The sequence below is a fragment of the Caulobacter sp. GW821-FHT10E02 genome (genome assembly GCF_059415225.1).
Genome location: NZ_JBWKMV010000003.1, coordinates 519,128 through 545,837, shown reverse-complemented (window position 1 = coordinate 545,837; position 26,710 = coordinate 519,128). Strand labels below are relative to the sequence as shown.

At 68.1% G+C, this 26,710-nt stretch carries 31 protein-coding genes; 14 read left to right on the top strand and 17 right to left on the bottom strand.

Annotated elements, in window-relative coordinates; all coding sequences use genetic code 11:
- The first annotated feature begins 72 nt into the window (after window positions 1–72).
- Window positions 73–1,689, top strand: coding sequence for an autotransporter domain-containing protein (locus AC07NI_RS17735; RefSeq protein ID WP_494621475.1), 1,617 nt, complete (start codon window positions 73–75; stop codon window positions 1,687–1,689).
- Here the strand turns inward: AC07NI_RS17735 and AC07NI_RS17730 are convergent.
- Together AC07NI_RS17730 and AC07NI_RS17725 are read right to left on the bottom strand one after the other, a co-directional pair.
- A complete protein-coding gene (locus tag AC07NI_RS17730) occupies window positions 1,686–2,186 on the bottom strand; it encodes a GNAT family N-acetyltransferase (RefSeq protein WP_494621473.1) in 501 nt (166 codons plus the stop codon). The two genes, AC07NI_RS17735 and AC07NI_RS17730, sit on opposite strands and share 4 nt — an antisense overlap.
- A 37-nt stretch (window positions 2,187–2,223) precedes the next feature.
- Window positions 2,224–2,580, bottom strand: a complete 357-nt coding sequence (locus AC07NI_RS17725; RefSeq protein WP_494621470.1) for a (2Fe-2S) ferredoxin domain-containing protein — start codon at window positions 2,578–2,580, stop codon at window positions 2,224–2,226.
- Here AC07NI_RS17725 and AC07NI_RS17720 point away from each other — a divergent pair.
- The 3 genes from AC07NI_RS17720 (at window position 2,579) to AC07NI_RS17710 (ending at window position 3,956) form a co-directional block, all read left to right on the top strand.
- Window positions 2,579–2,890 carry a hypothetical protein gene (locus tag AC07NI_RS17720; protein ID WP_494621469.1) on the top strand — a complete coding sequence of 104 codons (312 nt, stop codon included), beginning with the start codon at window positions 2,579–2,581 and terminating at the stop codon, window positions 2,888–2,890. The two genes, AC07NI_RS17725 and AC07NI_RS17720, sit on opposite strands and share 2 nt — an antisense overlap.
- Before the next feature lie 19 nt (window positions 2,891–2,909).
- Complete coding sequence (locus AC07NI_RS17715; RefSeq protein ID WP_494621467.1) at window positions 2,910–3,323, top strand: response regulator transcription factor; 414 nt, start codon at window positions 2,910–2,912, stop codon at window positions 3,321–3,323.
- Window positions 3,324–3,437: 114 nt separating this feature from the next.
- Window positions 3,438–3,956: a DUF4199 domain-containing protein gene (locus AC07NI_RS17710; RefSeq protein ID WP_494621465.1), complete on the top strand. Its 519-nt coding sequence runs from the start codon at window positions 3,438–3,440 to the stop codon at window positions 3,954–3,956.
- Here AC07NI_RS17710 and AC07NI_RS17705 read toward each other — a convergent pair.
- The 5 genes from AC07NI_RS17705 to fliQ form a co-directional block, all read right to left on the bottom strand.
- Window positions 3,953–5,491, bottom strand: coding sequence for a DUF5605 domain-containing protein (locus tag AC07NI_RS17705; protein WP_494621463.1), 1,539 nt, complete (start codon window positions 5,489–5,491; stop codon window positions 3,953–3,955). The two genes, AC07NI_RS17710 and AC07NI_RS17705, sit on opposite strands and share 4 nt — an antisense overlap.
- A gap of 39 nt (window positions 5,492–5,530) precedes the next feature.
- Window positions 5,531–7,612, bottom strand: a complete 2,082-nt coding sequence (cckA, locus tag AC07NI_RS17700; RefSeq protein WP_494621461.1) for a cell cycle histidine kinase CckA — start codon at window positions 7,610–7,612, stop codon at window positions 5,531–5,533.
- Window positions 7,613–7,715: 103 nt separating this feature from the next.
- The gene (gene flhB, locus AC07NI_RS17695; protein WP_494621459.1) at window positions 7,716–8,813 is read right to left on the bottom strand and encodes a flagellar biosynthesis protein FlhB; all 1,098 of its coding nucleotides are present in this window, start codon (window positions 8,811–8,813) and stop codon (window positions 7,716–7,718) included.
- Between the two features lie 9 nt (window positions 8,814–8,822).
- Window positions 8,823–9,578: a flagellar biosynthetic protein FliR gene (gene fliR, locus AC07NI_RS17690; RefSeq protein ID WP_494621457.1), complete on the bottom strand. Its 756-nt coding sequence runs from the start codon at window positions 9,576–9,578 to the stop codon at window positions 8,823–8,825.
- A 21-nt stretch (window positions 9,579–9,599) separates the two neighbouring features.
- Window positions 9,600–9,863, bottom strand: coding sequence for a flagellar biosynthesis protein FliQ (gene fliQ / locus AC07NI_RS17685; RefSeq protein WP_099580251.1), 264 nt, complete (start codon window positions 9,861–9,863; stop codon window positions 9,600–9,602).
- Window positions 9,864–10,128: 265 nt separating this feature from the next.
- Here fliQ and AC07NI_RS17680 point away from each other — a divergent pair, with 265 nt between their 5' ends.
- The gene (locus AC07NI_RS17680; RefSeq protein ID WP_494621455.1) at window positions 10,129–10,953 is read left to right on the top strand and encodes a hypothetical protein; all 825 of its coding nucleotides are present in this window, start codon (window positions 10,129–10,131) and stop codon (window positions 10,951–10,953) included.
- Window positions 10,954–11,000: 47 nt separating this feature from the next.
- Here the strand turns inward: AC07NI_RS17680 and AC07NI_RS17675 are convergent, their stop codons facing one another.
- Both AC07NI_RS17675 and AC07NI_RS17670 read right to left on the bottom strand, forming a co-directional pair.
- Window positions 11,001–11,303, bottom strand: coding sequence for a hypothetical protein (locus tag AC07NI_RS17675; RefSeq protein ID WP_494621453.1), 303 nt, complete (start codon window positions 11,301–11,303; stop codon window positions 11,001–11,003).
- 62 nt (window positions 11,304–11,365) lie between these two features.
- Window positions 11,366–12,727: a hypothetical protein gene (locus AC07NI_RS17670; RefSeq protein ID WP_494621451.1), complete on the bottom strand. Its 1,362-nt coding sequence runs from the start codon at window positions 12,725–12,727 to the stop codon at window positions 11,366–11,368.
- A gap of 388 nt (window positions 12,728–13,115) precedes the next feature.
- Between AC07NI_RS17670 and AC07NI_RS17665 the strand changes: the two genes are divergently transcribed.
- The gene (locus tag AC07NI_RS17665) at window positions 13,116–13,595 is read left to right on the top strand and encodes a ribonuclease H (RefSeq protein ID WP_494621449.1); all 480 of its coding nucleotides are present in this window, start codon (window positions 13,116–13,118) and stop codon (window positions 13,593–13,595) included.
- Here the strand turns inward: AC07NI_RS17665 and AC07NI_RS17660 are convergent.
- Window positions 13,592–13,972: a methylglyoxal synthase gene (locus tag AC07NI_RS17660; protein WP_494621447.1), complete on the bottom strand. Its 381-nt coding sequence runs from the start codon at window positions 13,970–13,972 to the stop codon at window positions 13,592–13,594. The genes AC07NI_RS17665 and AC07NI_RS17660 overlap by 4 nt on opposite strands.
- Window positions 13,973–14,016: 44 nt before the next feature.
- Window positions 14,017–14,247, bottom strand: coding sequence for a DUF6289 family protein (locus AC07NI_RS17655; RefSeq protein WP_494621445.1), 231 nt, complete (start codon window positions 14,245–14,247; stop codon window positions 14,017–14,019).
- A 118-nt stretch (window positions 14,248–14,365) separates the two neighbouring features.
- On the opposite strand from AC07NI_RS17655, the gene AC07NI_RS17650 reads away from it, so the two are divergent.
- The gene (locus tag AC07NI_RS17650; protein ID WP_494621443.1) at window positions 14,366–15,184 is read left to right on the top strand and encodes a hypothetical protein; all 819 of its coding nucleotides are present in this window, start codon (window positions 14,366–14,368) and stop codon (window positions 15,182–15,184) included.
- Here AC07NI_RS17650 and AC07NI_RS17645 read toward each other — a convergent pair.
- Window positions 15,181–16,779, bottom strand: coding sequence for a peptide chain release factor 3 (locus AC07NI_RS17645; protein WP_494621441.1), 1,599 nt, complete (start codon window positions 16,777–16,779; stop codon window positions 15,181–15,183). The two genes, AC07NI_RS17650 and AC07NI_RS17645, sit on opposite strands and share 4 nt — an antisense overlap.
- A gap of 18 nt (window positions 16,780–16,797) precedes the next feature.
- Window positions 16,798–18,324 carry a tetratricopeptide repeat protein gene (locus AC07NI_RS17640; protein WP_494621439.1) on the bottom strand — a complete coding sequence of 509 codons (1,527 nt, stop codon included), beginning with the start codon at window positions 18,322–18,324 and terminating at the stop codon, window positions 16,798–16,800.
- A 234-nt stretch (window positions 18,325–18,558) separates the two neighbouring features.
- On the opposite strand from AC07NI_RS17640, the gene AC07NI_RS17635 reads away from it, so the two are divergent.
- Complete coding sequence (locus tag AC07NI_RS17635) at window positions 18,559–18,696, top strand: hypothetical protein (protein WP_494621437.1); 138 nt, start codon at window positions 18,559–18,561, stop codon at window positions 18,694–18,696.
- Between the two features lie 4 nt (window positions 18,697–18,700).
- On the opposite strand, the gene AC07NI_RS17630 is transcribed toward AC07NI_RS17635, so the two are convergent.
- Together AC07NI_RS17630 and AC07NI_RS17625 are read right to left on the bottom strand one after the other, a co-directional pair.
- The gene (locus AC07NI_RS17630; RefSeq protein ID WP_494621435.1) at window positions 18,701–19,081 is read right to left on the bottom strand and encodes a hypothetical protein; all 381 of its coding nucleotides are present in this window, start codon (window positions 19,079–19,081) and stop codon (window positions 18,701–18,703) included.
- A 152-nt stretch (window positions 19,082–19,233) separates the two neighbouring features.
- Complete coding sequence (locus tag AC07NI_RS17625; RefSeq protein WP_494621433.1) at window positions 19,234–19,563, bottom strand: DUF1491 family protein; 330 nt, start codon at window positions 19,561–19,563, stop codon at window positions 19,234–19,236.
- Window positions 19,564–19,629: 66 nt separating this feature from the next.
- On the opposite strand from AC07NI_RS17625, the gene AC07NI_RS17620 reads away from it, so the two are divergent.
- A complete protein-coding gene (locus tag AC07NI_RS17620; RefSeq protein WP_494621431.1) occupies window positions 19,630–20,517 on the top strand; it encodes a hypothetical protein in 888 nt (295 codons plus the stop codon).
- Here the strand turns inward: AC07NI_RS17620 and divJ are convergent, their stop codons facing one another.
- On the bottom strand, window positions 20,518–22,269 hold the full coding sequence (gene divJ / locus AC07NI_RS17615; protein ID WP_494621429.1) for a cell cycle sensor histidine kinase DivJ: 1,752 nt from the start codon (window positions 22,267–22,269) through the stop codon (window positions 20,518–20,520).
- A 196-nt stretch (window positions 22,270–22,465) separates the two neighbouring features.
- Here divJ and AC07NI_RS17610 point away from each other — a divergent pair, with 196 nt between their 5' ends.
- The 5 genes from AC07NI_RS17610 (at window position 22,466) to AC07NI_RS17590 (ending at window position 25,495) form a co-directional block, all read left to right on the top strand.
- Window positions 22,466–23,260: a sensor histidine kinase gene (locus tag AC07NI_RS17610; protein ID WP_494621427.1), complete on the top strand. Its 795-nt coding sequence runs from the start codon at window positions 22,466–22,468 to the stop codon at window positions 23,258–23,260.
- A 44-nt stretch (window positions 23,261–23,304) separates the two neighbouring features.
- Window positions 23,305–23,730, top strand: coding sequence for a SufE family protein (locus AC07NI_RS17605; RefSeq protein WP_494621425.1), 426 nt, complete (start codon window positions 23,305–23,307; stop codon window positions 23,728–23,730).
- A complete protein-coding gene (gene trhO / locus AC07NI_RS17600; protein ID WP_494621423.1) occupies window positions 23,723–24,652 on the top strand; it encodes an oxygen-dependent tRNA uridine(34) hydroxylase TrhO in 930 nt (309 codons plus the stop codon). Before AC07NI_RS17605 ends, trhO begins: the two co-directional genes overlap by 8 nt.
- 28 nt (window positions 24,653–24,680) lie before the next feature.
- Entirely contained in the window at window positions 24,681–25,130 is a 450-nt protein-coding gene (locus tag AC07NI_RS17595) for a PA2169 family four-helix-bundle protein (protein WP_494621421.1), read from the top strand.
- 71 nt (window positions 25,131–25,201) lie between these two features.
- Window positions 25,202–25,495, top strand: coding sequence for an ArsR/SmtB family transcription factor (locus AC07NI_RS17590; protein ID WP_494621419.1), 294 nt, complete (start codon window positions 25,202–25,204; stop codon window positions 25,493–25,495).
- Here AC07NI_RS17590 and AC07NI_RS17585 read toward each other — a convergent pair.
- Window positions 25,477–26,619, bottom strand: coding sequence for a glycosyltransferase (locus tag AC07NI_RS17585; protein WP_494621417.1), 1,143 nt, complete (start codon window positions 26,617–26,619; stop codon window positions 25,477–25,479). The two genes, AC07NI_RS17590 and AC07NI_RS17585, sit on opposite strands and share 19 nt — an antisense overlap.
- Window positions 26,620–26,710 lie beyond the last annotated feature (91 nt).

The window sequence follows — 26,710 nt, the reverse complement described above, 5'->3', positions numbered from 1 at the left end:
ATCGGGGTCGCCGCGCCCCATAGGTTCCGCCGCGTCGCGGGGGCGCGATCGCTTACGGAGTCCAAGTAAGTGTTGAGTTCTGCTCACCGGGCTGGCGCCTTCACGCCGGCCGCCGGCCGATTCTGCGCGTCGACCGCGCTCTCGGCCATCCTCGCCCCCATGATCCTGCTGTCGCCGCTGATGGCGCAGGAAGCCGCCGCTCAGCAGACGCCGAGCAAGAGCTTCGGCGACAAGACCCTGACCGACGACGTCGACAATATCGCCAACGACAACCCGATCGACCTGACGCAGGACATCGACTTCGGTGGCGGCGACGACGGTCTGACCAACAACAGCACCATCACGATCGGCGCCAATTCGACCACGCCCGTCCAGGTCTCGCTGCTGTCGCTCGAGGCCTTCAAGAACAGCGGCATGATCGATCTGCGGAATGGTCATGTCGGCGACGTGCTGACCATTTCGGGCAACTACAACGGGACCAGCAAGTCGCGCCTGGGCCTTGATGTCGGACCGGATGGCGCCGACAAGCTCGTGGTCGGCGCCACGGCCAACGGCAGCACGACCATCGTGCTCGGCGGTCTGTCGGCCAAGACGGCGGTCCTGACCGGCGACAAGGGCCCGGTCCTGATCCAGGGCGGCGCGGAGACCAAGGCTGGCGCCTTCCAGATCGAGAACTATGAGATCGGCCTCATCCACTACGATCTCGTCTTCGATGCGGCCACGACCAGCTATCGCCTCAAGGGCGTGGCCGGTCAGCGCGCATACGAGGCGCTGAAGTTCTCGCAAGGCGCCGCCAGCGTGTGGCGTCAGTCGGCCGACGCATGGAGCGCCCACGTGGCCAGCCTGCGCGACGCCGGCTCCGACGCCAACGGCGCGGGCGTGTGGGGCCAGGCCTATGGCGGCCGCCAGGATCGCGACGACACCATCAAGCTGTCGCCGCAGCGTCAGGTCGCCACCGACTATCAGCAGACCACCTATGGCGGCCAGATGGGTCTCGACCTGATCAATGGCGGCCTGGACGACGGGCGCATCACCCTGGGCGTCACGGGCGGCTATGCCGACTCGAAGATGCGCTTCAGCGGCGTCGCGGGCCAGGAAGCCAAGTTCAGCGTCATCAACTTCGGCGCCTATATGGCCCTGACCAACGGCGGCTTCTTCGTCAACGGCCTGGCCAAGGTCGATCGCCAGTCGATCAAGGTCAGCAACACCGTCGACGGCATCGACGCCAAGTTCGACGGCACGGCCTTCGGCGCCCAGGTCGAGGCCGGCCATCGCTTCGGCGAGGACGGCCTGACCTATGAGACCCTGCTGGGCGTCAACTATGTCAGCACGCGCCTGGACGACATGAAGACCCTGGGCCAGCGCCTGGACTTCGACAACGCCACCGGCTTCGTCGCCAAGGCCGGCGTGCGCGGCTCGGCCCAGAGCGACCTGTTGGGCGGCGCGTTCACCACCTATGGCGCGGCGTTCGTGGCCCACGACTTCACGATCAAGAACGGCGTGACCCTGGTCAGCGGCGATCAGAGCGATCACCTGTCGAAGGATGGCGGTCGCACCTTTGGCCAACTCACCGTCGGCGTCAGCTATCGCGTGGCCGACGGCGCGATCACCTTCGTGGAAGCCGGCGGCGACTACGGCGGCGGTCGCTCGGGCGGCGGCCTGCGGGTCGGCGCGCGCTTCGGCTTCTAGGCGCGGACGCGGCGGAACACGCCGCAATCGGCGTCGTGGAACACGGCGTCGCGTTCGTAGGACAGACCGGCCTTCTGGAGCACGTTCTCCGAGGGCCGGTTACCCTTCACGACGATACCGACCAGGCTGGGATCGGCGCAGCGCGTCTCCCAGATCTCCACGAGCGCCTGGGCGACCTCGGTGGCCAGACCCTGCCCCCAGGCGGGCTTGGCCAGGGCGTAGGCGATCTCCAGCTCCCGGACACCTTCCAGCTCGACATAGCGCAGACCGGCGCGGCCCATGAACGCGCCGTCGGCCGACCTGAGGGTCCAGAGACCCAGGCCGTGCTCATCCCAGTGGCGCAGGTTGGTGTCGAGATAGGTCGCGGTCTTCTCGACCGAGCGGACACCGCCCAGGAACCGCGACACCTCCTCGTCGAGATGCAGCGCGACGAGATCGGACAGGTCCTCGCGCGCCAGCCGCGTGGCGTTCAGGCGGAGTGTAGCGAAGCTGTCCATGGATCGAGCATCGCCGGGCCGGACGCCTAAGGCAACGCTAGACCGGCTCCAGACCCAGGCGCTCGACCACGGTCTTCATCGAGGCGCCGCGCGGGACTACCGCCCATTCCTTCGGAGCCGAGGCGCGTACGGCGACGACCGCGCCCTTGGGGCAGACGTCCAGGCAATCGACCTCGATGACGGCGGCCCGCGCCTTGCGGCCCTTGCCCTTGGCGCCGATGGCCTTGCGCAGGGCCTTGGCCAGCTTCTGGTCGCCGTCGTCGCCGAAGCCGCCGCCCAGCTTCTTCGAGCACTTGCGGCACACCAGCACCACCTCGCTCCAGTCGGCCTTCACGCGCTTGATCGGCTTCTCGCTCATGACCTGAAGATGGGAACGGTGGTAGGACGGCGCCATGGTTCGCAAACTCACCGCCAAAGTCGTGAAAGACCCCACCGCCGAGGCCGACCGCGCCTGGTTCGAGGCCCATCCCGAGCGCCGCTTCCGCCTGCGCGATCCGGCCCCGGTCGAGTTCAAGGACCCGTTGGGCGATCCTGGCGAGGGCTTCTCGTGGCGCGTGCTGATCGCCCGCCTGCCCGATGGCGGCCGCCTGCGCCTGCCGGTCTCGCTGTCGTGGGAGCTGCATAACGACCACGCCAAGGACCAGCACATCCAGATCCTGTTCGACCAGGTCGCCCCGCCCGAGGCCAAGGCCCGGCTGGGCTGATCCCACGATGCGGGGGGAGATGATCCGCACCATCCTCCTGTGGGCGCTGGTCCTGGCGCTGGGCGCGTTCGCGCTGCAGTGGCTGGAGTACCGGTTCATCGTCCGCGCCTTCTCCTGGCAGGTCTATGTCGGCCTGATCGGCGTCGCCTTCGCGGCCGGCGGCGTCTGGGTCGGCTGGAAGCTGGCCGCCCGCGCCCGGCCCGAGACCTTCCAGCGCAACGACGCCGCCCTCGCCGCGCTCGGCCTCACGGGCCAGGAGGTCAAGGTGCTGGAACGCCTGGCGGCCGGCCGCTCCAACAAGGAGATCGCCCGCGATCTGGGCCTCTCGCCCAACACCGTGAAGACCCACGTGGCCAACCTCTACGCCAAGCTGGAGGTCGGCCGCCGCACCCAGGCGGTCGGCAAGGCGCGGGAGCTCGCCCTGATCCCTTGACCGCCCGCCGATAGGGCGAGACGGTCGAATTCACCCTTTCGGGCGATACCGTCGCGGACACGACGACGGCAGCCTCGGGACGCGTCGCAGGGGGCGGCGCGGAGGAGGACTTCCATGACCCGCACCATCGTGACCTACGGCCTGATCTCGGGCGTCATCATCATCCTGGGCATGATCGCCACTATCGTGTTCTCGGCCCAGCATAGCCTGTGGCTAGGCTATCTGATCATGCTGGTCGGGCTCACCGCGATCCTGCTGGCGATCAAGTCGCATCGCGACAAGGTGCTGGGCGGGGTCATCAAGTTCTGGCCGGCCTTTCTGATCGGCCTCGGTGTCGCGGTGGTCGCCGGCATCGCCTATGTCGCCATCTGGGAGGCCTATCTGGCCATCACCCACTACCGCTTCATGGACGAGTATACGGCCAGCATCCTGGCCTCGAAGAAGGCCGAGGGCCTCTCCGGCGCCGCCTATGCCAAGCTGGCCGGCGAGATGGCGGAGATGAAGAAGAACTACGCCAACCCGCTGTACCGGATGCCGATGACCTTCATCGAGATCTTCCCGGTCGGCCTGCTGGTCGCCCTGGTCAGCGCGGCGCTGGTGCGCAATTCGAAGTTCCTGCCGGCCAAGGCCTAGAGCTTCGTCACCCGCACCGCCATCCACGGCCGGCCGGGCAGCGCCACGGTCGGCCGGTTCGGGTCGTGCAGATAGTAGGCGTCCTTCTTGGCCATGACGAAGGCGCCGTCGATCGGCGTCACGGTCATGTTCCAGGTGTCGAGCACGTCGACCTGGAAGCGTTCGCCGCCCTTCAGTTCATCCTTGGGCAGGGCCACGGCCCATTGCGTTGGCGCGGCCTCGCCGAAATAGCGCAGGTAGTAGCTGCCGGCCTTGCCGCCCAGGTGCTGGTCCCAGGTCCGGTCGATCGGATCCAGCCCCGGCGTCGGCCCAGCCTCCATCACCGTCTTCAGGAACGCCAGGCGCGGCACGCTGTGACCCGTGAAGGCGCCGCCCTTGGCCGTCCAGCGCACGCCGTCCTTGAAGACCTCGCCGTGGCCGACATAAGTCCCGGCCACCAAACCATGCCAGAAGCGCTCGACCAGCTGCTCCGCCGTCAGGTCACCCCAGCGCTTGTCGAGATCGCCCTCGTAGCGGACCTCGTCGAAGATCACCGGCTTCTTCCAGACATCGCGGAAGATCTGGGCGCGGCTGTCGTCCATCACCGCCGCGCCGTGCTGGATGCTGGCGTGGCTGATCCACGGCCGGCCGTTGTCGTAGAGGTCGCGCCAGTTGTGGATCGAGCACAGGTGGCCGTACGGGTCCTCGGCCTTGATCAGCTGGCCGATGCGCTCGAAGTCGGCGGCCGACTTGGCCTTCACCAGGTCGAACTCGTTGGCCAGCGACCACCAGACGTTCGAGAAGCTGGCGAACCGCGCGACCATGTAGCGGACGTAGCGATCGTCGCGCGCCGGGCTCATGGCGTGCCAGCCGGTCTTCTCGTCGTAGGGATGGAACAGGATCAGATCGGCCTGGACGCCCTGCTCGCCCAGCCGCCGGACGCGGTCTTCCAGACGGCGGAAATAGGCGGGGTTGAGGCGGTCGTAGTCCCAGCTCTCGCCGGCTGCCTCGAAGGGATGGATCGGCTCGCTCGCCACGTTCGGGAAGACGCACATCCGCATCTTGTTGAACGGCGAGGCTTTCAAGGTGGCCAGGGTCTGGTCGCAGAGCGCGTCGCTCTGCTGGGCCCAGGCATAGGCCGTGGTGCCGACCTGGCGATAGGGCGTCCCGTCGGCATGGGCGAAGTGGTAGCCGCCGGTCACATGCACCGGCCCATGGTCGCGCGGCGCGACGGCGGTGAGCGTCCCGGTCTGACCGTTCAGCGCCTTGACGGGGCTTGTCGTCCGCCAGCGCCAGACCCCTTCGGTCGACGGGCTGAAACGGATGCGCCAAGTCCCGTCACCGTCGTAGAAGCCACGCACCTTTAGCGTGGTCTTGCCGTCGGTGAAGGCCGCGTGCAGGTCGACGTCGAACGGATTGCCCGGAACGGTCGCCTTCAGCGTGATCTCGTGCACACCCCAGCGCGGGACGGTTGGACCAGTAGCGAGCGCCGGCGTGGCGAGGAAGGCAAGGCCCAGGCCCGTGGCGGCCCGGCGGGTCAGCGGTAGCGGAGGCATGGCCGCAGTAGCGGGGCCATGCCCGGATTCTGCAACCCCTTAAGCCGCCTGCAGCTGCTGCTTGACCCGCTCGGCCAGGGTCTTGATGTCGATCGGCTTGGGCAGGAAGGTCACGCCGGTCTCGCCTTCCAGCAGGTCGCTGAACTCGGCTTCGGCATAGCCGGAGATGAACATCACCGGCGCGGCGCCCAGATAGACGCGGGCCTTCTTCAGCAAGGTCGGGCCGTCGATGCCGGGCATGATCACGTCGGAGATCAGCAGGTCGATCGTGCCGGCGTGCTCCTCGGCGATGATCAGGGCTTCCTCACCGTCGGCGGCTTCCAGCACCTCGTAGCCGCGGGCGCGCAGCAGGCGGGCGGCGACGCTGCGGACCGCGTCCTCGTCCTCGACGAACAGGATGCGGCCGGCGCCCGACAGGTCGCGGGCGGCGCGCGGCTTGACCGGCTCGGCCGCGGCTGCGGCCTGGGCGGCGATCACGCCGGCGGGGGCGTCATAGATCGGCAGGAAGATACGGAATGCCGCGCCCTCGCCCGGACGGCTGTGGACGTGGATCCAGCCGTCGCTCTGCTTGACGATGCCGTAGACCGTGGCCAGGCCCAGGCCCGTGCCCTCGCCCACCGGCTTGGTGGTGAAGAACGGGTCGAAGATCTTGCCCATGACGTCGGGCGGGATGCCTGGGCCGTCGTCCGACACTTCGATGAAGGCGGTGTCGCTCTCGGCCGCCGGGAAGCCCAGCTGGATGGCCTCGTCGCGGGTCAGGCGAGCGGTGCGGATGCGGACGATGCCGCCGCCCTTGGCCGCGCGCACGGCGTCGCGGGCGTTGACGGCCAGGTTCATGACCGCCGTCTCGAGCTGGCTCTTGTCGGCCCGCACCTGCGGCAGGTCGCGACCGTAGTCGGTGATCAGCTTGACGTCTTCGCGCAGCAGGCGGCGCAGCAGGACCTCGAACTCCGAGATCAGCTCGCCCAGGTCCAGCACCTCGCGCTGGACGGTCTGCTTGCGCGAGAAGGCCAGCAGCTTGCGGACCAGGTCGGCGGCGCGCACGCCCGTCTGGCGGATCTCGTTCAGGCCCTCGTACGACGGGTCGCCGACCGGGTGACGGTGCAGCAGCTCGTCCAGGCGCAGTTGGATGGCGGTCAGCAGGTTATTGAAGTCGTGCGCCACGCCGCCGGCCAGCTGGCCGATGGCCTGCATCTTCTGCGACTGGGCCAGCTGAAGCTCCATCTGCTTCTGCTCGGACACGTCGATCATGTAGGCCACGACGCGGCCTTCGGCGCGGTAGAGATACAGATGGGCGATGCGGGTCTGGTCACGGGCCAGGCGCACCTCGAACGGGCCGGCCTTGCCTTCGTTCAGGCGGGTCTCGGCCTCGGCGCGCGAGGCGGTGTCGATCAGGTCTCCGAACACCATGCCGGGCTTGCCGCCGGTCATGGTCGTGAGAGCCGGATTGACCTCCAGCACCTTCGACTTGAAGGGGTCCAGCCCTTCCAGCAGGGCCGCGCCGAACGGCGAGGCGCCAGCGAAGGCGTCCAGCGTGGTCGGCGGCGGGGCGGCGCGCTCGGCCGCCGGCGCGGGGGCCAGGGTTTCGACGACGCGCTCGACCTCGACGATCGGGGTCAGGCGGATCAGCAGCCGGCCGCCGGCCAGGCGCGAGACCTTGGCCGTGTGGTCGACGCCGCTGGCGCGCAGCACGCCGTGGGCCATCTCGCCCTTGCGGGCCTGGACCAAGGCGGCGAACAGGCTGGAGCCGGCCACGCCCTTGGGCAGGCGGCGCTGCTCGCCCATGACTTCGCGCCAGGCCAGGTTGGCGGCCAGCAGGCGTCCGTCCGGGGCGGCCAGGGCCGCCGGCTCGCTCAGGGCGTCGATGAAGCCCTCGGCCTGGTCGACGTCATTGCCCCCGGCGGCCGAGCCGCGAATGGCCACCAGGCCCAGGATCGCCACGCCGGCCACGCCCAGCAGCAGCAGCAGACCAGCCAGGGTGACGGGGCCGGCCTTCAGCGCCGGAGCGGCGGAAAAGGCCGCCGCGGCCACGAAGAATATCGCCGCGCCGACCAGCCACGGATCGAAGCGCCGGCGCGATGCGCCGGTCGAAGCTTTGTCCTGGAGCTGGAAATCGGCCATGGGTAGGTTTGTTACCTTTGTTAAGGCGAGGCTGCGACTCACCCGCAACCGGAGAAAGGATAGCCTTTCCCGAGAGCTAGGTCAGTTTTCTGGAAATTGAGTCTTATAGAGGACGCGCGCGCTGCCCTTCGCGGGGCTGTGGCTTCTTCCCGTTCATGACGAAGCTGATGACCTTGGCGACGGCTTCGAAGTGTTCGATCGGGATTTCCTCGTCGATCTCGACGCTGGCGTAGAGGGCGCGGGCCAGGGGCGGATCCTCCAGCACCGTGACGCCGTGCTCCTCGGCGACGGCGCGGATTTTCAGGGCCAGCTCGTCGACGCCCTTGGCCACGCACATCGGCGCGGGCGTCTCGCCCGGCTCGTAGCGCAGCGCGACGGCGTAGTGGGTCGGGTTCATGACGACGACGGTCGCCTTCGGGACAGCCTGCATCATCCGCTGGCGCGAGCGCTGCATCTGGATCTGACGACGCTTGCCCTTGATGTGCGGGTCACCGTCCGACTGCTTGTACTCTTCCTTGACCTCCTGGAGGGTCATGCGCATGCGGTTCATGAAGCGGATGCGCTGCCAGAAGTAGTCAAAGGCGGCGGTGGCGACCAGGAAGATGATCACCATGATCAGCATCTTCTTGGACAGCTTGATCGCCTCGGGCAACAGCAGCGACGGGTCCATGCCGACCAGGTTGCGCACCTCGCCGACATTGGGCTTCAGCACCATCCAGGCGATGAAGCCGGTGACGAAGATCTTCACGACCGACTTGGCGAACTGCATCAGGCCGTCCGGGCCCAGGATGCGGGTGACGCCCTTCAGCAGGTCCAGCTTGCTGAAGTCGGGCTTCAGCTTGTCCGTCGTCAGCATGAAGCCGGTCTGGGAGACGTTGGCGATCACACCCATGGTGCAGGTCACGATCATGACCAGCAGCAGCGGCGGCATGGCGGCCATCACCGCCTGCTTCATCAGCAGCACGGCGCCGCCGCTGGAGATCTCGATGGTGCCGGCGTGGGCGATGAACGGATAGAGGGCGGCCACCAGGTCGCGGGTCAGCCAGCCGCCGGCCAGCAGGATCACCGACACCGCGCCCGTCAGCGAAGCCAGCTGCGGGATGTCCGCCGATTTGACGACGTCGCCCTTGGCGCGGGCGTCCGAAAGCTTCTTGGCTGACGGTTCTTCTGTTTTCGACTCGGGATCTGAATCTTCCGCCATGCCGCGCCCCTAGTTGAACACAGCGAGAAGTTCGCGATAGCGGTCGGTCCAGACCATGGCGATGCCCCCCAGCGACAGCGCCAGCAGGGACAGGCCCAGGATCACGCTGAGCGGCGAGGTCACGAAGAAGATCTGGAAGGCGGGCATGACCCGGCCGACCAGGCCCGTGGCCAGGTTGAAGACCAGCGAGAACACGATCACCGGCGCGGCCAGCTGGATGCCCAGCGAGAACGACTGCGCCACCGTCCGCACCGCCAGGGTGACGGCGTCGTTGATCGGCACGGCGCGGGTGAACGGGAAGATGGTGTACGACTTGACGATCGCGCCGATGAACAGGTGATGCATCCCCGTGGCCATCACCAGGGTCAGGCCCAGCATCGACAGGAAGCTGGCCACCGCCGTGCTCGACCCCTGCATCGAGGGGTTCACACTCTGAGCGAAAGACAGGGTGGTCTGCATCGAGATGATTTCACCGGCCGTGGTCAGCGAGCTCATGAACAGCCGCAGCACCGAGCCGATCATCAGGCCGATCAGGATCTCGTGGATCACTCCGCCGACCAGGCCGCCCAGGGTGGTCGGGATCGGCGGCACGGTGTTCTGGATCAGCGGTCCCAGGATCAGCGCCATCAAGAGGGCGAACGCCAGGCGCACGCGCGGCGGCACCGACTGCTCGCCGATGCCCGGCATGGTCATGACCATCGCCCCGACCCGCGCGAACACGAGGGCGGCGACATAGACCTGGAATGCCGTGGCGAAGGAGTTCACCGGGAGGTCCCTGCCCTTCCGCTACATGCCGGCGATGCGGGCAGCGATCTGGCGCATGAAGCCGCTCATCAGCGCGCCCATCATCGGCAGGAAGATCAGCAGCGACACGAAGATGGCGACGATCTTGGGGGCATAGACCAGGGTCTGTTCCTGGATCTGGGTCAGGGCCTGGAACAGGCCGATGGCGACACCGATCACCAGGCCGACGATCAGGCAGGGCGCGCACAGCTGCAGGGTCAGCCAGATCGCGTCCCGGCCAACATCAAGAACCTCTGCGCCCGTCATGCGAAGCCTCGTGGGAATCGGCCGTACTGGCCGCGTTGTTTCGAGGCCCGAAGATGCGCGAAATATGGTTAACAGGGCGTTAGGGGTTGTTACCCGGACGGTAGGAAACGCGGGGCGCGACGGTGGGTCGCGGGCAAAGATGCGCCTCCGGACTGTCACACCTTCACCGCACGGATAGAGATAGACGCGAAGCCTTTCGCACGCCTAAGCTTCGCTATACGGGGGGGGGGGGCGCTCCCCTGGGTTGATTGGGCACGATTGATCCATGTTCGAACTTCTGGACTTTCTCAGCTTCCTCAAGACGCGCGCTTCCGTACTCAGAGGCGGCGCTCCGCGTCTGCGCGAACTCGTCGAGGACGCCGGCTTTGACGCCTGGAAATACAACGTCACCGAGAGCCTGCTGGCCGGAATTCCATCGGCGATCCTCGCCGTGATCGTATCGGCGGCCTTTAATATCGAAGGCCCCGATGAACACGCTGCGAACCTTGAAGAACGCTTCATGGCTGTTTTGGAAAACAGCCTCGTCGTTCTTCAAGGGTGGGTGCTCCCCTTCTCGGTCCTAGCCCTTGCGTTCTGCCTAGCTTTCCTTTTCGCGAAAGGAACTGGCGGGGCCAGAGGTCAGACCCCGGCCGAGCGGCGCTTCGCCAGGCGTGCATACTTGATTACCGAAGGCTCCTACGGCCTTCGCGCCCAGGCCCTGCTGCTGGCTGGCTTCGCAGTGCTTCTACCCGTCGGCCTGCACATGGAAGGCAGCGGCGGAGCGGACTTCGACACGATCGAAACGTGGACGCGACAAGACTACGCCCTCGGGACCTGCCTCGTCCTTGGCTATGCCGCGACGGTGGTCGGGCTTGTCCTGACGTTTTGGGAAAACGCGATCTTCGTGCCGATGCGGGTCGCCAGCATCTGCGGCTACGCGGCAGGATCGGGACTGCGCCGCCGTATCGCGGCGCATTTCTTCTTGGCGGGCTGGGGCGGCGCGATCATCGCCTCTGGAGGTTGGGCAATCGCCTACCTCCTCAGCGGCGCCTGGGCATCCATCGTGGTCGGCCTGCACTGGCTCGTGGCCGGCTCACCCAGCGATTTCTAGCCTCGGACGCGCACCCTCCTAGCTGGAGGATGCGCTGTCTCCGATGCTTAGCGGATGCGGATGCGGACCGGGACTTGGATGTAGGAACCGGCGCGGCTCTTGCCGTCCGGGCCCAGCAGGTCGACCTGGGTTTGCGACATCATCGCCAGGGCGGCCTGGCCGACGCCGAGATCGTTGGGGCTTTCTTCCTGGACGGTGCAGGCGGTCAGGTGACCGTCCTGCTTGACCATGCAGTTCAGCAGGGCGACGGCGACGCGCGGCTCGGACACGGGGGTCAGCAGGTCCGACGGAGCCTTGGTTTGCACCGGGGTGGCGACGACGGCGGCGGCGAAAGCGAGCAGAGCGATCACGAGTTCATCCCTTACTTATTTTGTTCGGCCGGCCTTTCCGCCGCCGTGTGTCCTATTTCGGATCAGGCGGCCTGGGCCTGCTTCAGTCGTTGCAGGCCTTGTGCCGCCAGGTCGGTGAGCGAGCGCAGGCCCAGCTCCGAGAAAACGTCGAAGGCGCAGGCCAGGGCCGCGCCGGCGCGGGCCAGGCGGCCGTCGTCGCGGCCGGTGATCTCGACCCGGGCCTCGTAGAGACGGGCCAAGTTCATCTGGGCCACGGCCCAGCTAGCCGGATCGCGACCGCCCGGAGCGGCGGCTAGCTCGGCCTTGAAGGCCAGCTCGGCGGCGTCCAGCACCGCCAGGTCGGCGGTCAGTTCGGCGCAGCGGGCCAGGCACAGGGCGCGGTTGTTGGCGACCACGGCGCGCAGGGCCAAGGCCGGCTGGGCCTTCAGCACCTGGGTGGCGCGGTCATAGGCCGAGACGGCTTGCTCGAAGGCGCGCTCGCTGGTCGAGGCCTCGCCCAGGGCTTGCAGGCCCGTGCCCAGCGCGGCGCCGCCACGGGCCCAGTCCATCGGGCTGTGATCGGGCGACAGCACATCGACGGCCGCGAAGTGGGCCTCGACGCCGTTGGTGATGTGCGACAGCTCGCCGTCCAGTTCGCCCAGCAGCACCAGGGCCTGGCCGCGCAGGCCTTCCAGGCGGGCCCAGGCCAGCGGTTCGAAATCGGAGTCCAGCAGTCCGGCGGCCGTCTTGGCCTCCGACACGGCCAACTCGGCCAGGGCGCGGTCCTTCAGGCGCTCGCCGCAGGCCAGAATCAATTCGATACGGGCGGCGCGCTGGTCGGCCAGCAGCAGGCGGGCGGGTCCGCCCTTGACGCGCTTGGCGGCGGCCAGGGCGCGCAGCGGCGCTTCATAGGCCTGGACGGCGGCCAGGGCGCGATCGAGATCGTTGGCCTGCAGCGCGGCGCGGCCTTCCAGCCCGGCGGCCAGAGCTGCGCACAGCGGCGTGCGGTGATTGGCCGGCGTACGGGCCAAAGTGGCCGAGGCGGCGGCGATCAGCCCCTCGTCGCCGAACAGGTCGGCGCCCAGGATGGCCAGCACGGCCTGCTCGCAGCGGGCGGCGGCCAGGGCGTCGTGGCGACGCTCGGTCTCCAGGATCTTCACGGCGGACTCGGCCTGGGCCGCGCCCTTTCTAAGAGCGGTGGCGTCGCCGCTACGGCGGGCCAGTTCGCGCCAGACGACGGCGGCTTCCAAGAGGCGCGCACCACGGTCCTTGGCGCCGATGCGCCCGGCCACCACGTCGGCCGAGCGGGCCTCGTTATTCAACAGTCGCAGGTCGAGCAGCTCCAGCAGCGAGGTGTCGCCGCCGGTCAGACCCTCACGCCACGCTCCCTTGGAGTCGGCGTCCACACCAAACAACCGCTTCAGATCCCGTCCGAACTCGAACATGCGCACTCCGCCTACGGATCGTCCCACGTCGGCACAGACCGACAGAGGTTCAACGCACAATCAGCAAAACCGGAGCCAACGACTTTAACAAGTGGTTAATGGGTGTTTACGGCGCGTTAACCATAAATATTTCCTATGTTTTTACACCATGTTCCGAATCTCAGCCTTTTTGGTTGAGGATGTAGTGAATTGGCACACTTCTTGCTTTGCCGAATACAAGCACGGCCGCAGAACGTCGTGATTTCTTAGAACTTTGTTCACTGAACTAAAAATGACGTTAACTATAAGATTTAAGACCCAGTTTACCTTTCGTTCACGGGCGCCCTCCCCTTCTGGCCGCGAAGCAGTCTAGAAGGCGGTCAGCAACGACCTTTCGGGAGCCCGTTCCATGGCCGCCGTCACCCTCTGGATCGCCAGCCTCTGCCGTCCCGATCCGGGCTATGGCGGCTGGTCCTTCGTGCGGCGGATGGACGGCGAGACCGGCGCCGCGGCCCTCAAGGGCGCGGCCGGCGGCGAGCGGCGCACCAGCGCCGCGAAGATGAGCCTGTCGGCCCTGACCGAGGCGCTGGACAGCCTGTCGGACCTGCCGAAGGAAACGTCGGTGACCCTGCGCTTCGCTGATCCGGACCTGGCCGGACAGCTGGTGGCCTCGGACGGCGTCTACGCCACGGCCGAGCCGCAGGCCTGGGCCGCCGCCCGCGCCGCCGTCGCCGCGCGTCCCGCTCTGGAACTGATCCCGGCCGCGCCCGCCGACGCGGCGAACGGCTTCCTCAACGCCTGGGCGGAGTTCGGCCTGGATACGGCCAAGTCGCGCGGCAGCTTCAAGGCCGCGATCCCCAAGCCGAACCTACTGAAGTTCCCGGGCTAGCCGGGCCGGCCGACGATCAGGTCGGCCGTCGCCGGATTGCAAGCGAACGGGATGTCGGCCAGGGTCGCCATGCGGATCAGCGCCTTGACGTCGACATCGTGCGGCTGCGGCGACAGCGGATCGACGAAGAAGATCAGCACGTCCAGCCGCCCCTCGGCGATCATCGCGCCCAGCTGCTGGTCGCCGCCCAGCGGGCCGCTCTTCAGCCGCACCAGGTTCAGCTTCGGCAGCGCTTCGAGAATCCGCCCGCCGGTGGTGCCGGTGCCAAACAGCGCCTTGTCCTTGAGATAGGCCTCATGCGCCACGGCCCATTCGACCAGGGCGGCCTTCTTGTCATCGTGGGCCACGAGGCCAATGGCGAGGGGGCGAACGGTCATGGGACGACTCCGATCCGAAGCCGCCCATAGACCAGCGCGTCACCCTACGGGCAAGGCGTCACGGTACGGTTGGAATACAAGGTCCGCACGCCCCAGGTGTAGCCGTTGCCGTCGCAGCCACGGTAGGTCTCACCGACGAGGTGGGTCTTGTCCTCGTCGCCATAGAACTGGACGAAGATTTCCAGGTTCAGGGCCTGCGAAGCGGCCGGGCCAGCCACGGCGGTGACGGCCAACAGCGCCAACATGGCGTAACGCTTGAGCTTTCCAGGGGTCATGATCGGACTCCATCAAGGATAATGGCGCCAGATTGGCACAACCTGTGATTTTGTGAAGCAGCGACACCGCCAATCCCTCTCCCTCGACGCCGGCCGAGTCGCTGGCTATCTGCCCCCTATGAGTGAGACCGAGATCGATGGCCGCCTGCTGCAGCGCTGGCTACGCACGGACGCGGCCGATCCGGCGCTGCTGGTCGGCTGCGCGATCGACGATGGCGAGTGCGACGAGCCGCTGCCGATCACCCAGGTCGACATGGCCCGCCAAGCGATCGTCTGCGGCCGCGTCCGCATCCCGTTCCCGCGCCTGGTCGACTGTCTGCTGGTCGCGCCGGCCGACCATCCGGCGGTCCCGGCGATCAAGGCCTGCGTTTCGCCGGAAGAACAGCGGCTCCAGCGCCTGAAGGCTGAGCTGGGCGATGAGTATCCCCGTCCCTTCGCCTCGGTCGACGATCTGGAAGCCGTCCACGCCGCCGAGATGGCGCGCCGCGAAGGCAAGCTGCCCGAACGCGCCTTGCGTGGGCCGTGGGTGAGAGCGTTGAAGCGCAACGAACTCTATCGCCAGGGCGCGCAACTGGCGCAGTCATGGCGTGAGCTGGCCCACAGCCTGGGCGCGCCGTGGTCGGACATCGCCCTGCACCTGGCCTGGTTCCAGCGCCACGGCGGCCACCCGAACCGCGCGATCGAGACGGCCCGCGACTTCTGGGCCTCGAAGGCGGTCGCGTCCCAGACCGAGATCGCCATGCTGGCCACGGTCGAGGCCGCGTCGTGGATCGACCGCTTCGAGCGCAAGGGCGGCGCAGCCCCGGACCTGGTCGAGGCCCGTCGCGCGGCGGCCAAGGCCTATGCCATCAACACCACCGATCCGGAGATCAAGGCCGTCTACCAGCGCCTGCAGGCGATCGCGGACGGCCCGGACGACAGTCGTCGGGGCCGCTAGGCGCGTTCCTTGGTCCGCTCGAAGCGCACCTTCGGATAACGTTCGGCGACATAGCCGATTTCCCAGGACGACTTGCCCAGGAACACCGGCTGCTCGTCGATGTCCTGGCCCATGGCCGACTTGTGCTTGCTGACGAAGTCCTCGACATCAGCCCGGTCGCCGCCCAGCCAGCGGGCCTCGGCATAGGGGCTGGCCTCGAAGATACAGTCCAGCTGGTACTCGTTGGCCAGGCGGTCGGCCATGACCTCGAACTGCAGCTGGCCGACGGCGCCGACGATGAAGTCGCTGCCGATCATCGGACGGAAGAGCTGGGTGACGCCTTCCTCGGCCAGGCCTTCCAGCGCCTTCTTCAGGTGCTTGGCCTTCAGCGGGTCCTTCACGCGCACGCGGCGCAGGATTTCCGGGGCGAAGTTGGGCAGGCCCGCGAAGCGCATGGACCCGCTCTCGGACAGGCTGTCGCCCACCCGCAGGACACCGTGGTTGGGGATGCCGATCACGTCGCCGGCGAAGGCGTCCTCGGCCAGTTCGCGATCGCTGGCGAAGAACATGATCGGCGCGTTGACGCTCATGGCCTTGCCGGTGTTCTGGGCCTTCAGCTTCATGCCACGCGTGAAGCGGCCGCTGGTCAGGCGCAGGAAGGCAATCCGGTCGCGGTGGTTGGGGTCCATGTTCGCCTGGACCTTGAAGACGAAGCCCGAGACTTCGCTGTCGCCCGGGGCGACGTGGGTCTCGGCGCCGGCCTTGGTCACCTTGGCCGGATGCGGCGGCGGGGCGTAGGCGCCGATGCCGGCCAGCAGCTCGGAAACGCCGAAGTGGCGTAGAGCCGAGCCGAAGAACACCGGCGTCATGTGGCCTTCCAGGAAGCTCTGGACGTCGAACGGCTTGCCGGCCTCGGTGACCAGCATGGCGTTGTCTTCCAGCTCGGCCTTCTCCTCGGGGTCCAGGTACTGGACCACCGCATTGCCCTTGAAGGCGATCGGGTCCGGGTGGCCCTCGTCGTCGGTCGAGCTCTTCTTGGCGTAGGGGATGAACTTGTCGTTGCGCAGGTCCAGCATGCCCTTGAAGCGGCCGCCCGAGCCAGCCGGCCAGTAGAGCGGCGCCGGATCCAGGGCCAGCTTGGACGAGACCTCGTCCAGCAGCTCGAACGGGTCCTGGGCCTCGCGGTCCATCTTGTTGATGAAGGTGATGATCGGGATGTCGCGCAGGCGGCACACCTCGAACAGCTTCAGGGTCTGGGGCTCGATGCCCTTGGCGGCGTCCAGCACCATGACCGCGGCGTCGGCGGCCGTCAGGGTGCGGTAGGTGTCTTCCGAGAAGTCTTCGTGGCCCGGGGTGTCCAGCAGGTTGAACATCAGGCCGTCGTGATCGAACGTCATGACCGAGGCCGAGACCGAGATCCCGCGCTCGCGCTCGATCTTCATCCAGTCCGACTGGGTGCGGCGGGTCTGGCCGCGCGCGCGCACGGCGCCGGCGGCCCGGATCGCCCCGCCGGCCAGCAGCAGGTTTTCCGTCAGCGTGGTCTTGCCGGCGTCGGGGTGGCTGATGATGGCGAAGGTGCGCCGACGGGCGGCTTCAGCGGCGGGGGAAGAGCTCATGCGCGGGGACTAGCCCCATCAGCCCTTTTTGTCACCTTCCCCGTTCTGGCCAGCATTGCCGACCGACGCCTTGGCCATGGCCGCGTCGATCGCCTTGACCATGGTCTGGGCCGCGTCGGTCGTGGCGCTGCTGTGCGGGCTGCGGGCCAAGGGCATCAGCACGGCCTTGGCGATGGGCAGGTCGTTGGTCTTGACCAGCGCCTCGGCCGCCTCGAGCCGGAACAGGCCGACCTCCGGCGCCAGCTCGACGGCCTTCAGGCGGACATTGACCAGCCCCTGGGTCTGCGGCTCCAGCTGCTTGCTGTTGGCGTAGTCGCGCAGCAGGCCAGGATTGTTCGGGTCCAGCTTGAAGGCCCGAGTGAACAGCTTGGCGGCCTCGGCATAGGCGGCCGGACGGATGGCCGCGTCGGCCTTGCCGGCGGACATGCGGCTCTCGCCCAGCACGATCAGGGCGTCCTCGTCGTTGGGATCGGCGGTCAGCAGGCTGTTCAGCGCCGCCTCTCCGGCCGCACGGTCGCCGTAGCGGGTTTCGGCCCGAGCCAGCACCAGCTGGGCGAAGCGGTCCTTCGGCGCCTTGACCGCCCGCTTGTGGATGTCGACCATGAACGCGGCGCGGTCGGCGTCCGATACGCCGAGATTCATGCGCTGGTTCTCCAGCAGCAGATAGTCCGCCCCGGCCGGCAGGCTGGTGACGGTCATGGCCGGCTCGCCCTCGGTTCCACGCGGCAGGGCGCCGCCGGGGATCGGGCGGCTCATATAGTCCGTCAGCTTGCGGCGCAGGCCGTCGGGCGTGTCGCCATAGATGCGCTGCCAGGCGCCGATCGGGTCGCGGCTGTCTCTGGCGTCGTTCAGATAGGGCTTCAACAGCTTGTAGCGCGCCGGATCGGAGACGATGTAGTGGGTCAGCAGCCACGCCTCGGCGTAGAACGATGCGCCGTCGGCCTTCGCCAGCTCGCCGGTGCTCTTGGTCAGCACGTCCTCGATCGGGATCCAGGCGCCGGGCTGGGTCAGGCTGCGGGCTCGCCCCTCGTTGACGCCGCCCACGATCAGCCGCTTCGAACCCAGATCGGCGGTCATGTAGTATTCGGCATAGCCCTCGATCAGCCAGGCCGGATAGGCGCTGGGATAGTAGCGCATCATGAAGTGGTGGACGTATTCGTGCAGCACCGCGTCGTCGCCGCGGTTCTGGTCGCTGTCGTCGGTGACGCCCTCGCGGATGGCCACCACGAAGGTCTCGTCCGGGGCCGGGTAGTAGACGCCCGCCGCCCGCTCCTGCTTGGGCTGAACACGCTGCAGCTCCTGGAGATCGGCGACCAGGTAGACCGGCAGCTTGCGGGTGATGACCTCGTCCCTGGGCCGGCCGTGCAGGCGGCGCAGCAGACCGTCGAAGTCTTCCAGCTGGGTGGCGTAGGTGCGGACCGCCTTCTCGCTGCGGCCATAGACGATGAAGTGGTTGCTCTCGGCCTTCAGCCACTCTGCGTGGGCGCCGCCACTGACCAGAACGCCGGCCAACATCGCCGCCGCGCCCCAACGCTTCGCACTCATGACGCTTCCCCCTGATCGCGATACGGTCGCAATCTTAAATTGAGGCTATTCGCGCCGAGCGACAGGCTTCAACCCACTTTCTGGGGCCAGCGTGGCCGCGGTTCCATCACAGCTGTGACAATACGCCCGGAAATGGGTCAAAAAGGCCCTATTCGAAGAATGGGTTTGGAGTCATGCTTCCCTCATCCAGCACCGGCGGCGTCAGATCGCCGGGCGAATGGAGGAAATCGAACGATGGCCCTGCTTGACCATCATCGCGCCCCGGGTCGGCAACACCCGGCCAACAGCGCGCTGTGCTTTGGCATCACCGTGGCCGGACTGGTTGTCCTGGCGGTGACGATAAGCTGGTTGATGACCCTGGTTCGGTTCTAGGGCTCTAGGCGGCCAGACGCCGCCAGACCTGACGATCGGCTTCCAGGTTGGTGAGCGCGCCCGAATTCTGGCGCTGCAACAGCGCGGCCATGACCTCGATGCTCAGCTGCGCATAGCGCACCTGGACGTCTTCCTTGCGGCAGCCACGGCCCGGCGCGATGAACAGGGCCGCATTGACGTCCGGCGCCTTGGCCACGATCAGGGCGGCCAGACGCTCGGCCCGCTCGCGATCCTTCTGGTGCAGCAGCGGCTCTTCCGCGAACAGTTCCTTGCCCAGCTCACCGACATAGTTGAGCGACAGCGCGGCGAAGCGGTCGCGCGTCATCGGCGGCGCGAGATCGGCCGCGTCGAAGCTGAGGATGACGTCGTTCATAAGGAAAAGCATGGCGGATACTTGGCTGCTGAACTCTGAGCTGGGGTTCGAAAGCTCACGCAGCATGCCGCAAACACGCTTTAGGTCCGGTTTAGGAGCAAGGTTAACGCGTCCCTAGAGTCGAGTTCTCCACAAACGCTCCACCTATAGATTCAGGCCCAGCTCTAAGCTTCTACGGCCTCGGTCAGGAAGTGCCGGCCGTCGCGATCCTCGATCTCGACCACCCAGACGTCCGGGTCGATGCGGGCGGCGCGTTCGGCATAGGCGTCGAGGTCGGGCTCGAACTCCGAACGGACCGGCTGCATCCAGAAGCGCTCGCCGTCGCCGCGCGTGGCCTCGCTGTAGAGCTTGGCGGTCCCGGCCCGGCGATCGACCACCTTGACCAGCACCGCCCCGGCCCGTTGGTCGCCCTTGCGGGCCACCATGGCGAAGGCGCCGCCCAGCTCGGCGCGCCGGATCAAGGCGCCGACCCAGATATCCGTCGAAAGAAGCATCGCTAACCGAACCGCAACCCCACGGGGCGTATGGATGCCCCTTCAAGTCTCGAAGCATACGAGAATATGACGCCAAATACCGACCAGAAAGGTCGCGTGGCGCGATGGATCGGGGCAGCGATCGGGCTGGCGACGTTCGCCGTCCCCACCGCGCTGTACGCCAACGCCGCCGACCAGCTCTACGAACGCACGCTGATGACGGCGGCCGACGGCCGCTGCCGGCTGTTCACGCCCACGGTCGGGGCCGCCCTCGACGCCTCCCGAGCCCAGGCGCGCGGCGCGACGCTGCGCTCGGGCGCCAGCGAGCTTCAGGTCACCGCCCTGGAACAGCGCGCGCGCGCCAAGGCCGCCGGCGCGGCCTGCGATTCCAAGGACCTGACCCTGGCGGCCGGCCGCGTGAAGAAGGCCTTTGAAGGCTACTCGCAGATGCTGAGCCAGATTTATCCGGGCGACGTCGCCTCCTGGAAGGCTGAGCGCTCGGTGTCGGCGACCATCCCCGTCTGGCGGCTGTCGCAACCGTCCAGCTTCGGCGGCGACCGCCTGATGTTCGGCCTGGCCGGCCGCGCCAAGGCGCTGACGGCCGTGGCCACCTTCGACAACGGCCAGCGCCCCTACTCGGCCCGGATCATCGTGCGCGACACCAACCGCACGCTGGGCCCCTACATCGCCTCCAACGCCGGCCGAAACCTCGCCGCCAAGGTCGCGCCGCGCAACGCCAGCCTGGTGTTCAACGCCGAGACTCGCGAGGAAGCCCCCCTCACCCTGCTGCCGACCGGCGCCAAGACGGGCCTGGCCTTCCGCTTCCCGCCGGCGGCGGCCGACGCGATCTCGCAGCTGGATCCGCGCGAGGCGGTGACGGTGGAGTTCGCCTTCACGGGTCGCGGCGACGAAGTCACCCGCAAGGCCTATGTCGAGGTCGGTGATTTCGCGGCGGGCCGCGCTTTCCTACGCTAGCTAGCGCGGCGCGAAGGCGATGACGTTGTCGCCCAGGGCGGTCGGCGGCTTGGGTTCGCCCTCGACGACCGGCGTTTCGGTCTGTGGCGTCGGCTCGGTCAGCGATTCCAGCGTCACCGACTTCAGCGGCGCCAGCAGCACTGGCAGGCGCACCGAGACGCTGGTGCCCGCGCCCAGGCGGCTTTCGATCGTCATCTCGCCGCCATGCAGCTTGGCGAAGGCGCGAACCAGCGACAGGCCCAGGCCCGTACCACGCGCGCGCTGCTCGGCGCCGCCGGCCTGTTCATAAGGACGGCCCAGGCGCTCGAGGTCCTCAGGGGAAATGCCGACGCCGGTGTCGGCGACGATCAGCTCCAAGACGCCGTCATAGCCGTGGGCCGTGACCGTGACCTGACCGCCGCGCGGCGTGAACTTCAGGGCGTTGGAAACCAGGTTCAGCACGATCTGCTTCAGGGCGCGGCGGTCGGCGTCGACCTCCAGCTCGCCCGGCGGCAGCACGCCGCGCAGCTGAACGCCCGCACCGTCGGCCTGGACGCGCAGCAGGCGCATGGCCGCCTGCACCGCCTCGCGGGCGTCGAACACCCCGCGTTGCAGCTCGAAGCGCTCGGCCTCGATCTTCGACATGTCCAGCACGTCGTTGATCAGGTCCAGCAGGTGACCGCCGCTCTCGTGGATCAGCTCGGCATATTCGGCGTAGCGGTCGCTCAAGGGGCCGAACATGCGGGCGCGCATGATGTCCGAGAAGCCCATGATGGCGTTCAGCGGCGTGCGCAGCTCGTGGGACATGTTGGCCAGGAAGCGGGCGCGGCCGGAGGCCAGGGCCTCGGCGTCGGCGCGGGCCTGGTCGAGGGCGGTCTCGCGGTTGCGCTCGACCGTGACGTCGCGCAGCACGCCGACCAGCTGGTTGGGCGCCACACGGGCTAGGTCCAGAGCCACGATGCGCTCGACGCCCAAGGCGGGATTGAAGGTCAGGCTGGCCGCGCCCTCGCGATGGGCGGCGGCGATGGCGGCGGTCAGGCGCTGGCGGTCGCCAGGGGCGGCCGCGCCGGTCAGGCCGCGATTGACCAGGTCGACCGTGGTGACGCCACGCGGCGGCGCGCCGCGCACGGCGGTCACCTGGCCTTGGCCACGAATGGCGACCGCCAGATGCGGCAGGCCGTCCAGCAGGGTCTCCAGGCCGATGATCTCGGAAGCATAGCGATCGTCGCGCGCGCCCTGATGGCGACGGCCGATCAGCAGGCCGGCGGCCAGGCCCAGGCCCGTGGTGACGAGGGCGAGGAAGCCCAGCACAAAGGCCAGCGGGCCGGTCGGCGCCGGCGGGGCCAGGCCCGAAAGTTGGCTGAGGGCGGCCACGCAGCCGCCGATCAGCGCCAGCGCCGCGCCCTCGGCCAAGCGCTTGGGCTGGTCCAGGATCGAGGCGGCCGCGACGGGGGCCAGGCACCAGGCCGCCATGGCGCCGGAGACGCCGCCGGTCAGCACCGCCGCCAGCGAGCCGCCCACGGCCCACAGGACCAGCAGCACCGACTGGGTCCGCTCGTTGTCACGCGAGAAGAGGAGCGCCGCCAGGGCCGGGACCGCGCCAGCGCCCAGCGCCGCCCAGATCGGCCAGCCGCCGGTGTTGTGCGCGAACAGCGCGGCAGCGCCCGCCAGACAGATAGCCGCCAGCCAGCCCAGGCGCCACGCGTGCGCGGGATCGAACCCCGCCGGAGGGGCGGAGCGTCTGATCGGGTCTGGAAGCGTCTCGAATTCCAAGGGCCGTTCGACTTGCAAGCGCGGCGGGGAGGCGCCGTCGTCAAACCTTAACGCGCCAGAGCCCCTCCCTCCAAGGCCGCACAATCGTTAAGCGACCTTTCCTCGTGGAAGCGTTGTGGACGGAAACGGAATCGTAAGCGCCAACCGGCATCCTTCCGGTCTGAATCATCACGGACAGAAGGTCCGGGAGCCCATCATGCCAGAACCGGCGTCCCTGGACGCATTGTCCGACCGCACGTTCGCGGACACCGCCCCGGCCGACCGCCGGGCGGCCGCGATCGAGCGCCGGCGCCTGGCCCTCGACGATCGCAAACGCTCGTTCCTGCGCATGGTCAGCCACGAGCTGCGCACCCCGCTGAACGCCGTGATCGGCTTCTCCGAAATCCTGTCGCAGGAGCTCTACGGACCGCTCGGCAGCCCGCAGTACAAGGAATATGCGGGCATCGTGCACGAGAGCGGCATGAAGCTCTTGAAGCTCGTCAACCAGATCGTCGAGATCGCCCGGCTCGAAGGTCACGTCACCGATATCGAGATGACGCCCGAGCCTCTCGACGAGGCGCTGGAAGACGTCATCGACATCCTGAAGGGCGAGATCGCGCGCCGCGACGTCATCGTCCACGTCATCGGCCAGGGCGCCCTGCCCTCGGTCATCGCCGACAGCCGCGGCCTGAGAACGATGCTCTCCAATCTGTTGCAGAACGCCGTTACGCACTCGCCTGCCGGGGGAGTCGTGCATGTCGCCGCCGGCCGCATCGGCGGCGAGATCGAGATCACCATCCGCGACCAGGGTCCCGGTGTCGAAAGCTCGGAACTGCCGCGCCTGCTGCAACCGTTCGAACAGGGCGGCTCGACCCTGACCCGCAGCCACGAGGGCGCGGGCCTGGGCCTGCCGATCGTCGACCTGCTGTCGCGCGCCATGGGCGGCCAACTGCGGCTGTCCTCCAGCCTGGGCGCGGGCTTCCTGGCGCGACTGATCCTTCCCGCCGCATAGGCGGGAAGCTTGCCTTGATCCGGCGCGCCCCCTAATTGGCCGCCATGACCAGCCCGATCGACACCGCCCTCAACGACCTCGCCGACGAGTTCGAGCTCCTCGGCGACTGGGAAGAGCGCTATCGCTACGTGATCGAGCTGGGCAAGGAGCTTGAGCCCCTGACCGACGCCGAGCGCTCGGAGGACAACAAGGTGCGCGGTTGCGCCAGCCAGGTGTGGCTGGTCACCCTGCCCCAGGCCGACGGGACCCTGGTGTTCAAGGGCGACAGCGACGCCCACATCGTCAGCGGCCTGGTGGCCATCATGCTGCGGCTCTATTCGGGCCGCACGCCCGCCGACATCGCCGCCTTCGACGCCAAGGGCGCCATGGACAAGCTGGGCCTCTCCGAAGCCCTGTCCTCGCAACGCTCCAATGGCCTGAAGTCGATGGTCGCCCGCATCCAGCACGACGCGCAGGTCCGCCTTGGCTGACGTCCGCGTCGCCGCGCTCTACCGTTTCACGCGGTTCGAGGACCCGGCGGCTATCCAAGGGCCGCTGGCGGCGCTGTGCTGTAGCCTCGGCGTCAAGGGCACCCTGCTGCTGGCTCCTGAAGGCATCAATGGCACCATCGCCGGCGAGGACGCCGCCATCGAGGCGGTGCTGGACCACATCCGCGCCCTGCCCGGCTGCGAAGGCCTCGCCCCCAAGACCGCCTGGGCCGAGCGCATGCCGTTCTATCGGATGAAGGTCCGCCTCAAGAAAGAGATCGTCACCCTGGGCGAGCCGGATCTCGATCCGACCGACGCCGGCACCTATGTCGAGCCCGCCGACTGGAACGCCCTGATCGCCGATCCCGACGTCGTGGTCATCGACACCCGCAACGACTACGAGGTCGCCGTCGGCCAGTTCGAAGGCGCGCTGGACCCGAAGACCGCCAGCTTCTCGGACTTCCCGGCCTGGTTCCGCGACTGGCGGGAGAGCCTCCCGGCCCCGCCGAAAAAGATCGCCATGTACTGCACCGGCGGCATCCGCTGCGAGAAGTCGACCGCCTTCCTCAAGGCCGAGGGGATCGAGGACGTCTTCCACCTGAAGGGCGGCATCCTCGACTATCTGGAGCAGGTCCCCGAGCCCGAGAGCCTGTGGCGCGGCGAGTGCTTCGTGTTCGACGAGCGCGTCGCGGTCGGCCACGGTCTGTCGCAAGGGACCCACGTCCTGTGCCGAGGCTGCCGGATGCCGGTCAGCCCGTCGGACCAAGCTTCACCGCTCTACGTCGAGGGCGTTTCGTGCCCCGCCTGCCACGACCAGCGTAGCGAAGATCAAAAGGCCCGAGCCGCCGAGCGTCACCGCCAGGCGCAACATTGTGAGAGCCTTGGCATCGAGCATGTGGGAGCCAAGCCGGCCGCCCCGCGTTGACCCGGCTCCCCTTCTCTAGGAGCCGCCCATGCACACGAACGAAGACCACATCAAGCTCGTCAACGGCCTGGTCGAAACCACCATCGACAGCGCCGACGGCTATGCCGAAGCCGCCAAGGACGCCGACGCCTCGCGCTACAAGGACCTGTTCGAGCGCCGCGCCCAGGAGCGCCGCTCGGTCGCCTCGGAACTGCAGGACGAGGTCCGCCGCCTGGGTGGCGAGCCCAAGGACGACGGCACCATCCTGGCCGCCGCCCACCGCGTGTTCCTGAACCTCAAGGACTCGATCACCAAGGGCGACGAAGCCGTCGTCAACGAGGTCGAGGCCGGCGAGGACCACATCAAGGCCAAGTACGAAAAGGCTTTGCAGGACACCGACGTCGACGCCCAGACCCGCGCGGCGATCGAAAAGGCCTGGACCTCGGTGAAGTCCGGCCACGACCAGATGCGCGACCTGAAGCTGTCGCTGAAGCACTAAGAACCGCGAAGGGCGGGGCCGAAAGGTCCCGCCCGTTTGCGTCCAGCGCCACTCCACCGCATATGAAGGCCATGGAAGACGCGCCGCGCATCGTTCTGGATGAACGCCAGGTCAATCTGATCGCCAAGGCCCTGGCCGAGCCCCGCCGCCGCCAGATCCTCAAGGAAGTCGGCGCCAGCAGCGAGCCCACGGCCTGTGGTGCGCTCGCCCAGTTCGTGGAAGTCAGCGCCGCCACCTTCTCGCACCACATGAAGGAGCTGGAGACGGCCGGCCTGATCAAGATCTGCCGCCAGGGCAAGTTCGCCTTCCTGGTCCTGCAGCGCGATGTCCTGAACGCCTACCTGGCTCAGCTCGCCGAAATCTGACTCGGGCCTGGCCTCCAGCGGGCCGAGCCGGACGCCAGGACCTCCGCGATGAGCGCGGCATAGGCGTCGTTGGTCAGGCTCAGGTCGTAGGCCAAGGCCCGATCGCCCGGCCGGACCGGCGCCGCGACCTGGGCCAGCAGCGCTGCCGCCAGCGCGTCGGGATCCTGGCCATCGAACAGCAGGCCATAACGACCCTCCTCCAGCACCTGGGCCGCGTCGCCGGCGATCCTGGACGCCACCACCGGCGCGCCCGCCGCGAGGGCTTCAAGCAAGGCCAGCGACGACGTCTCCCAGCGTGACGGCAGGGCGAACACCGCCGCGCGGCGCAGCCAGGCGAAGACATTGTCGGTCTCGCCCGCGAGCAGGAAATCCTCCCCCAGCCCGGCGGCCTTCGCCAAGTCGGTCAGCCGCGCCTGCTCGGCCTGGGCCCCGCCGCCGATGATCGCCAGCCGCAGGCGTCGCGTCTGGCGCGCGCGACCCATGGCCTCGATCAAAAGGTCGAAGTTCTTCTGCGGCCGCAGCCGACCGATGCCGACCACGACAGGGACCTGGTCCTCGAGCCAGGGATGCGGCGCCGGCGCCTGGGCCAGCCGGGCGGCCAGGGCGTTGTCGACGCCGTTCGGCAGCTCGACCGCGCGGCCCGACGCGATGGCCTCGGCGAACAGCGGCAGACGGCGCAGCGCGCGGCCGACCACGACGGTCCGGGCGGCGTCCAGGGTCAGCAGCTTCATCCAGGCCAAGCGCGTGCGGCTCTTGAGGCCGTCGTCGCGGGCCACCTCGTTGCTGATGCAATAGATGCGGGCGATGTGGCTGAAACCCTGGCAGGCCAGGAACGGCGTCCAATGGCCCATATTGCCCACCGACATCAGCGCGCCCGCAGGCTGGCGGGACAGCCAGGACCGAAGCCGCAAGGCCGCGACGCCCCGTCCCAGCGCGCCTTCCCTGGGCGCCAGCACCTTCAGCGCGAACGGCCCGCGCGCCGCCTCCTCGGCGAAGAACCCCTCGCCATAGCCCACCACCAGGGTGGTCGGATGGTCCTGGGCGAACCGCTTGGCGAAGTCGATGGCGTTGCGCACCACGCCGCTGGATCGCAGGTCGTGGATGTAGAGATAGACGTGACGCATGGCGGCCCCCGGCGCGAATGACCAGCGCTACCGCCGTACTGTAACAATCCGATGGTGGCGTCGGGCGGCCACGGCGCCGGTGTAGCGGGGC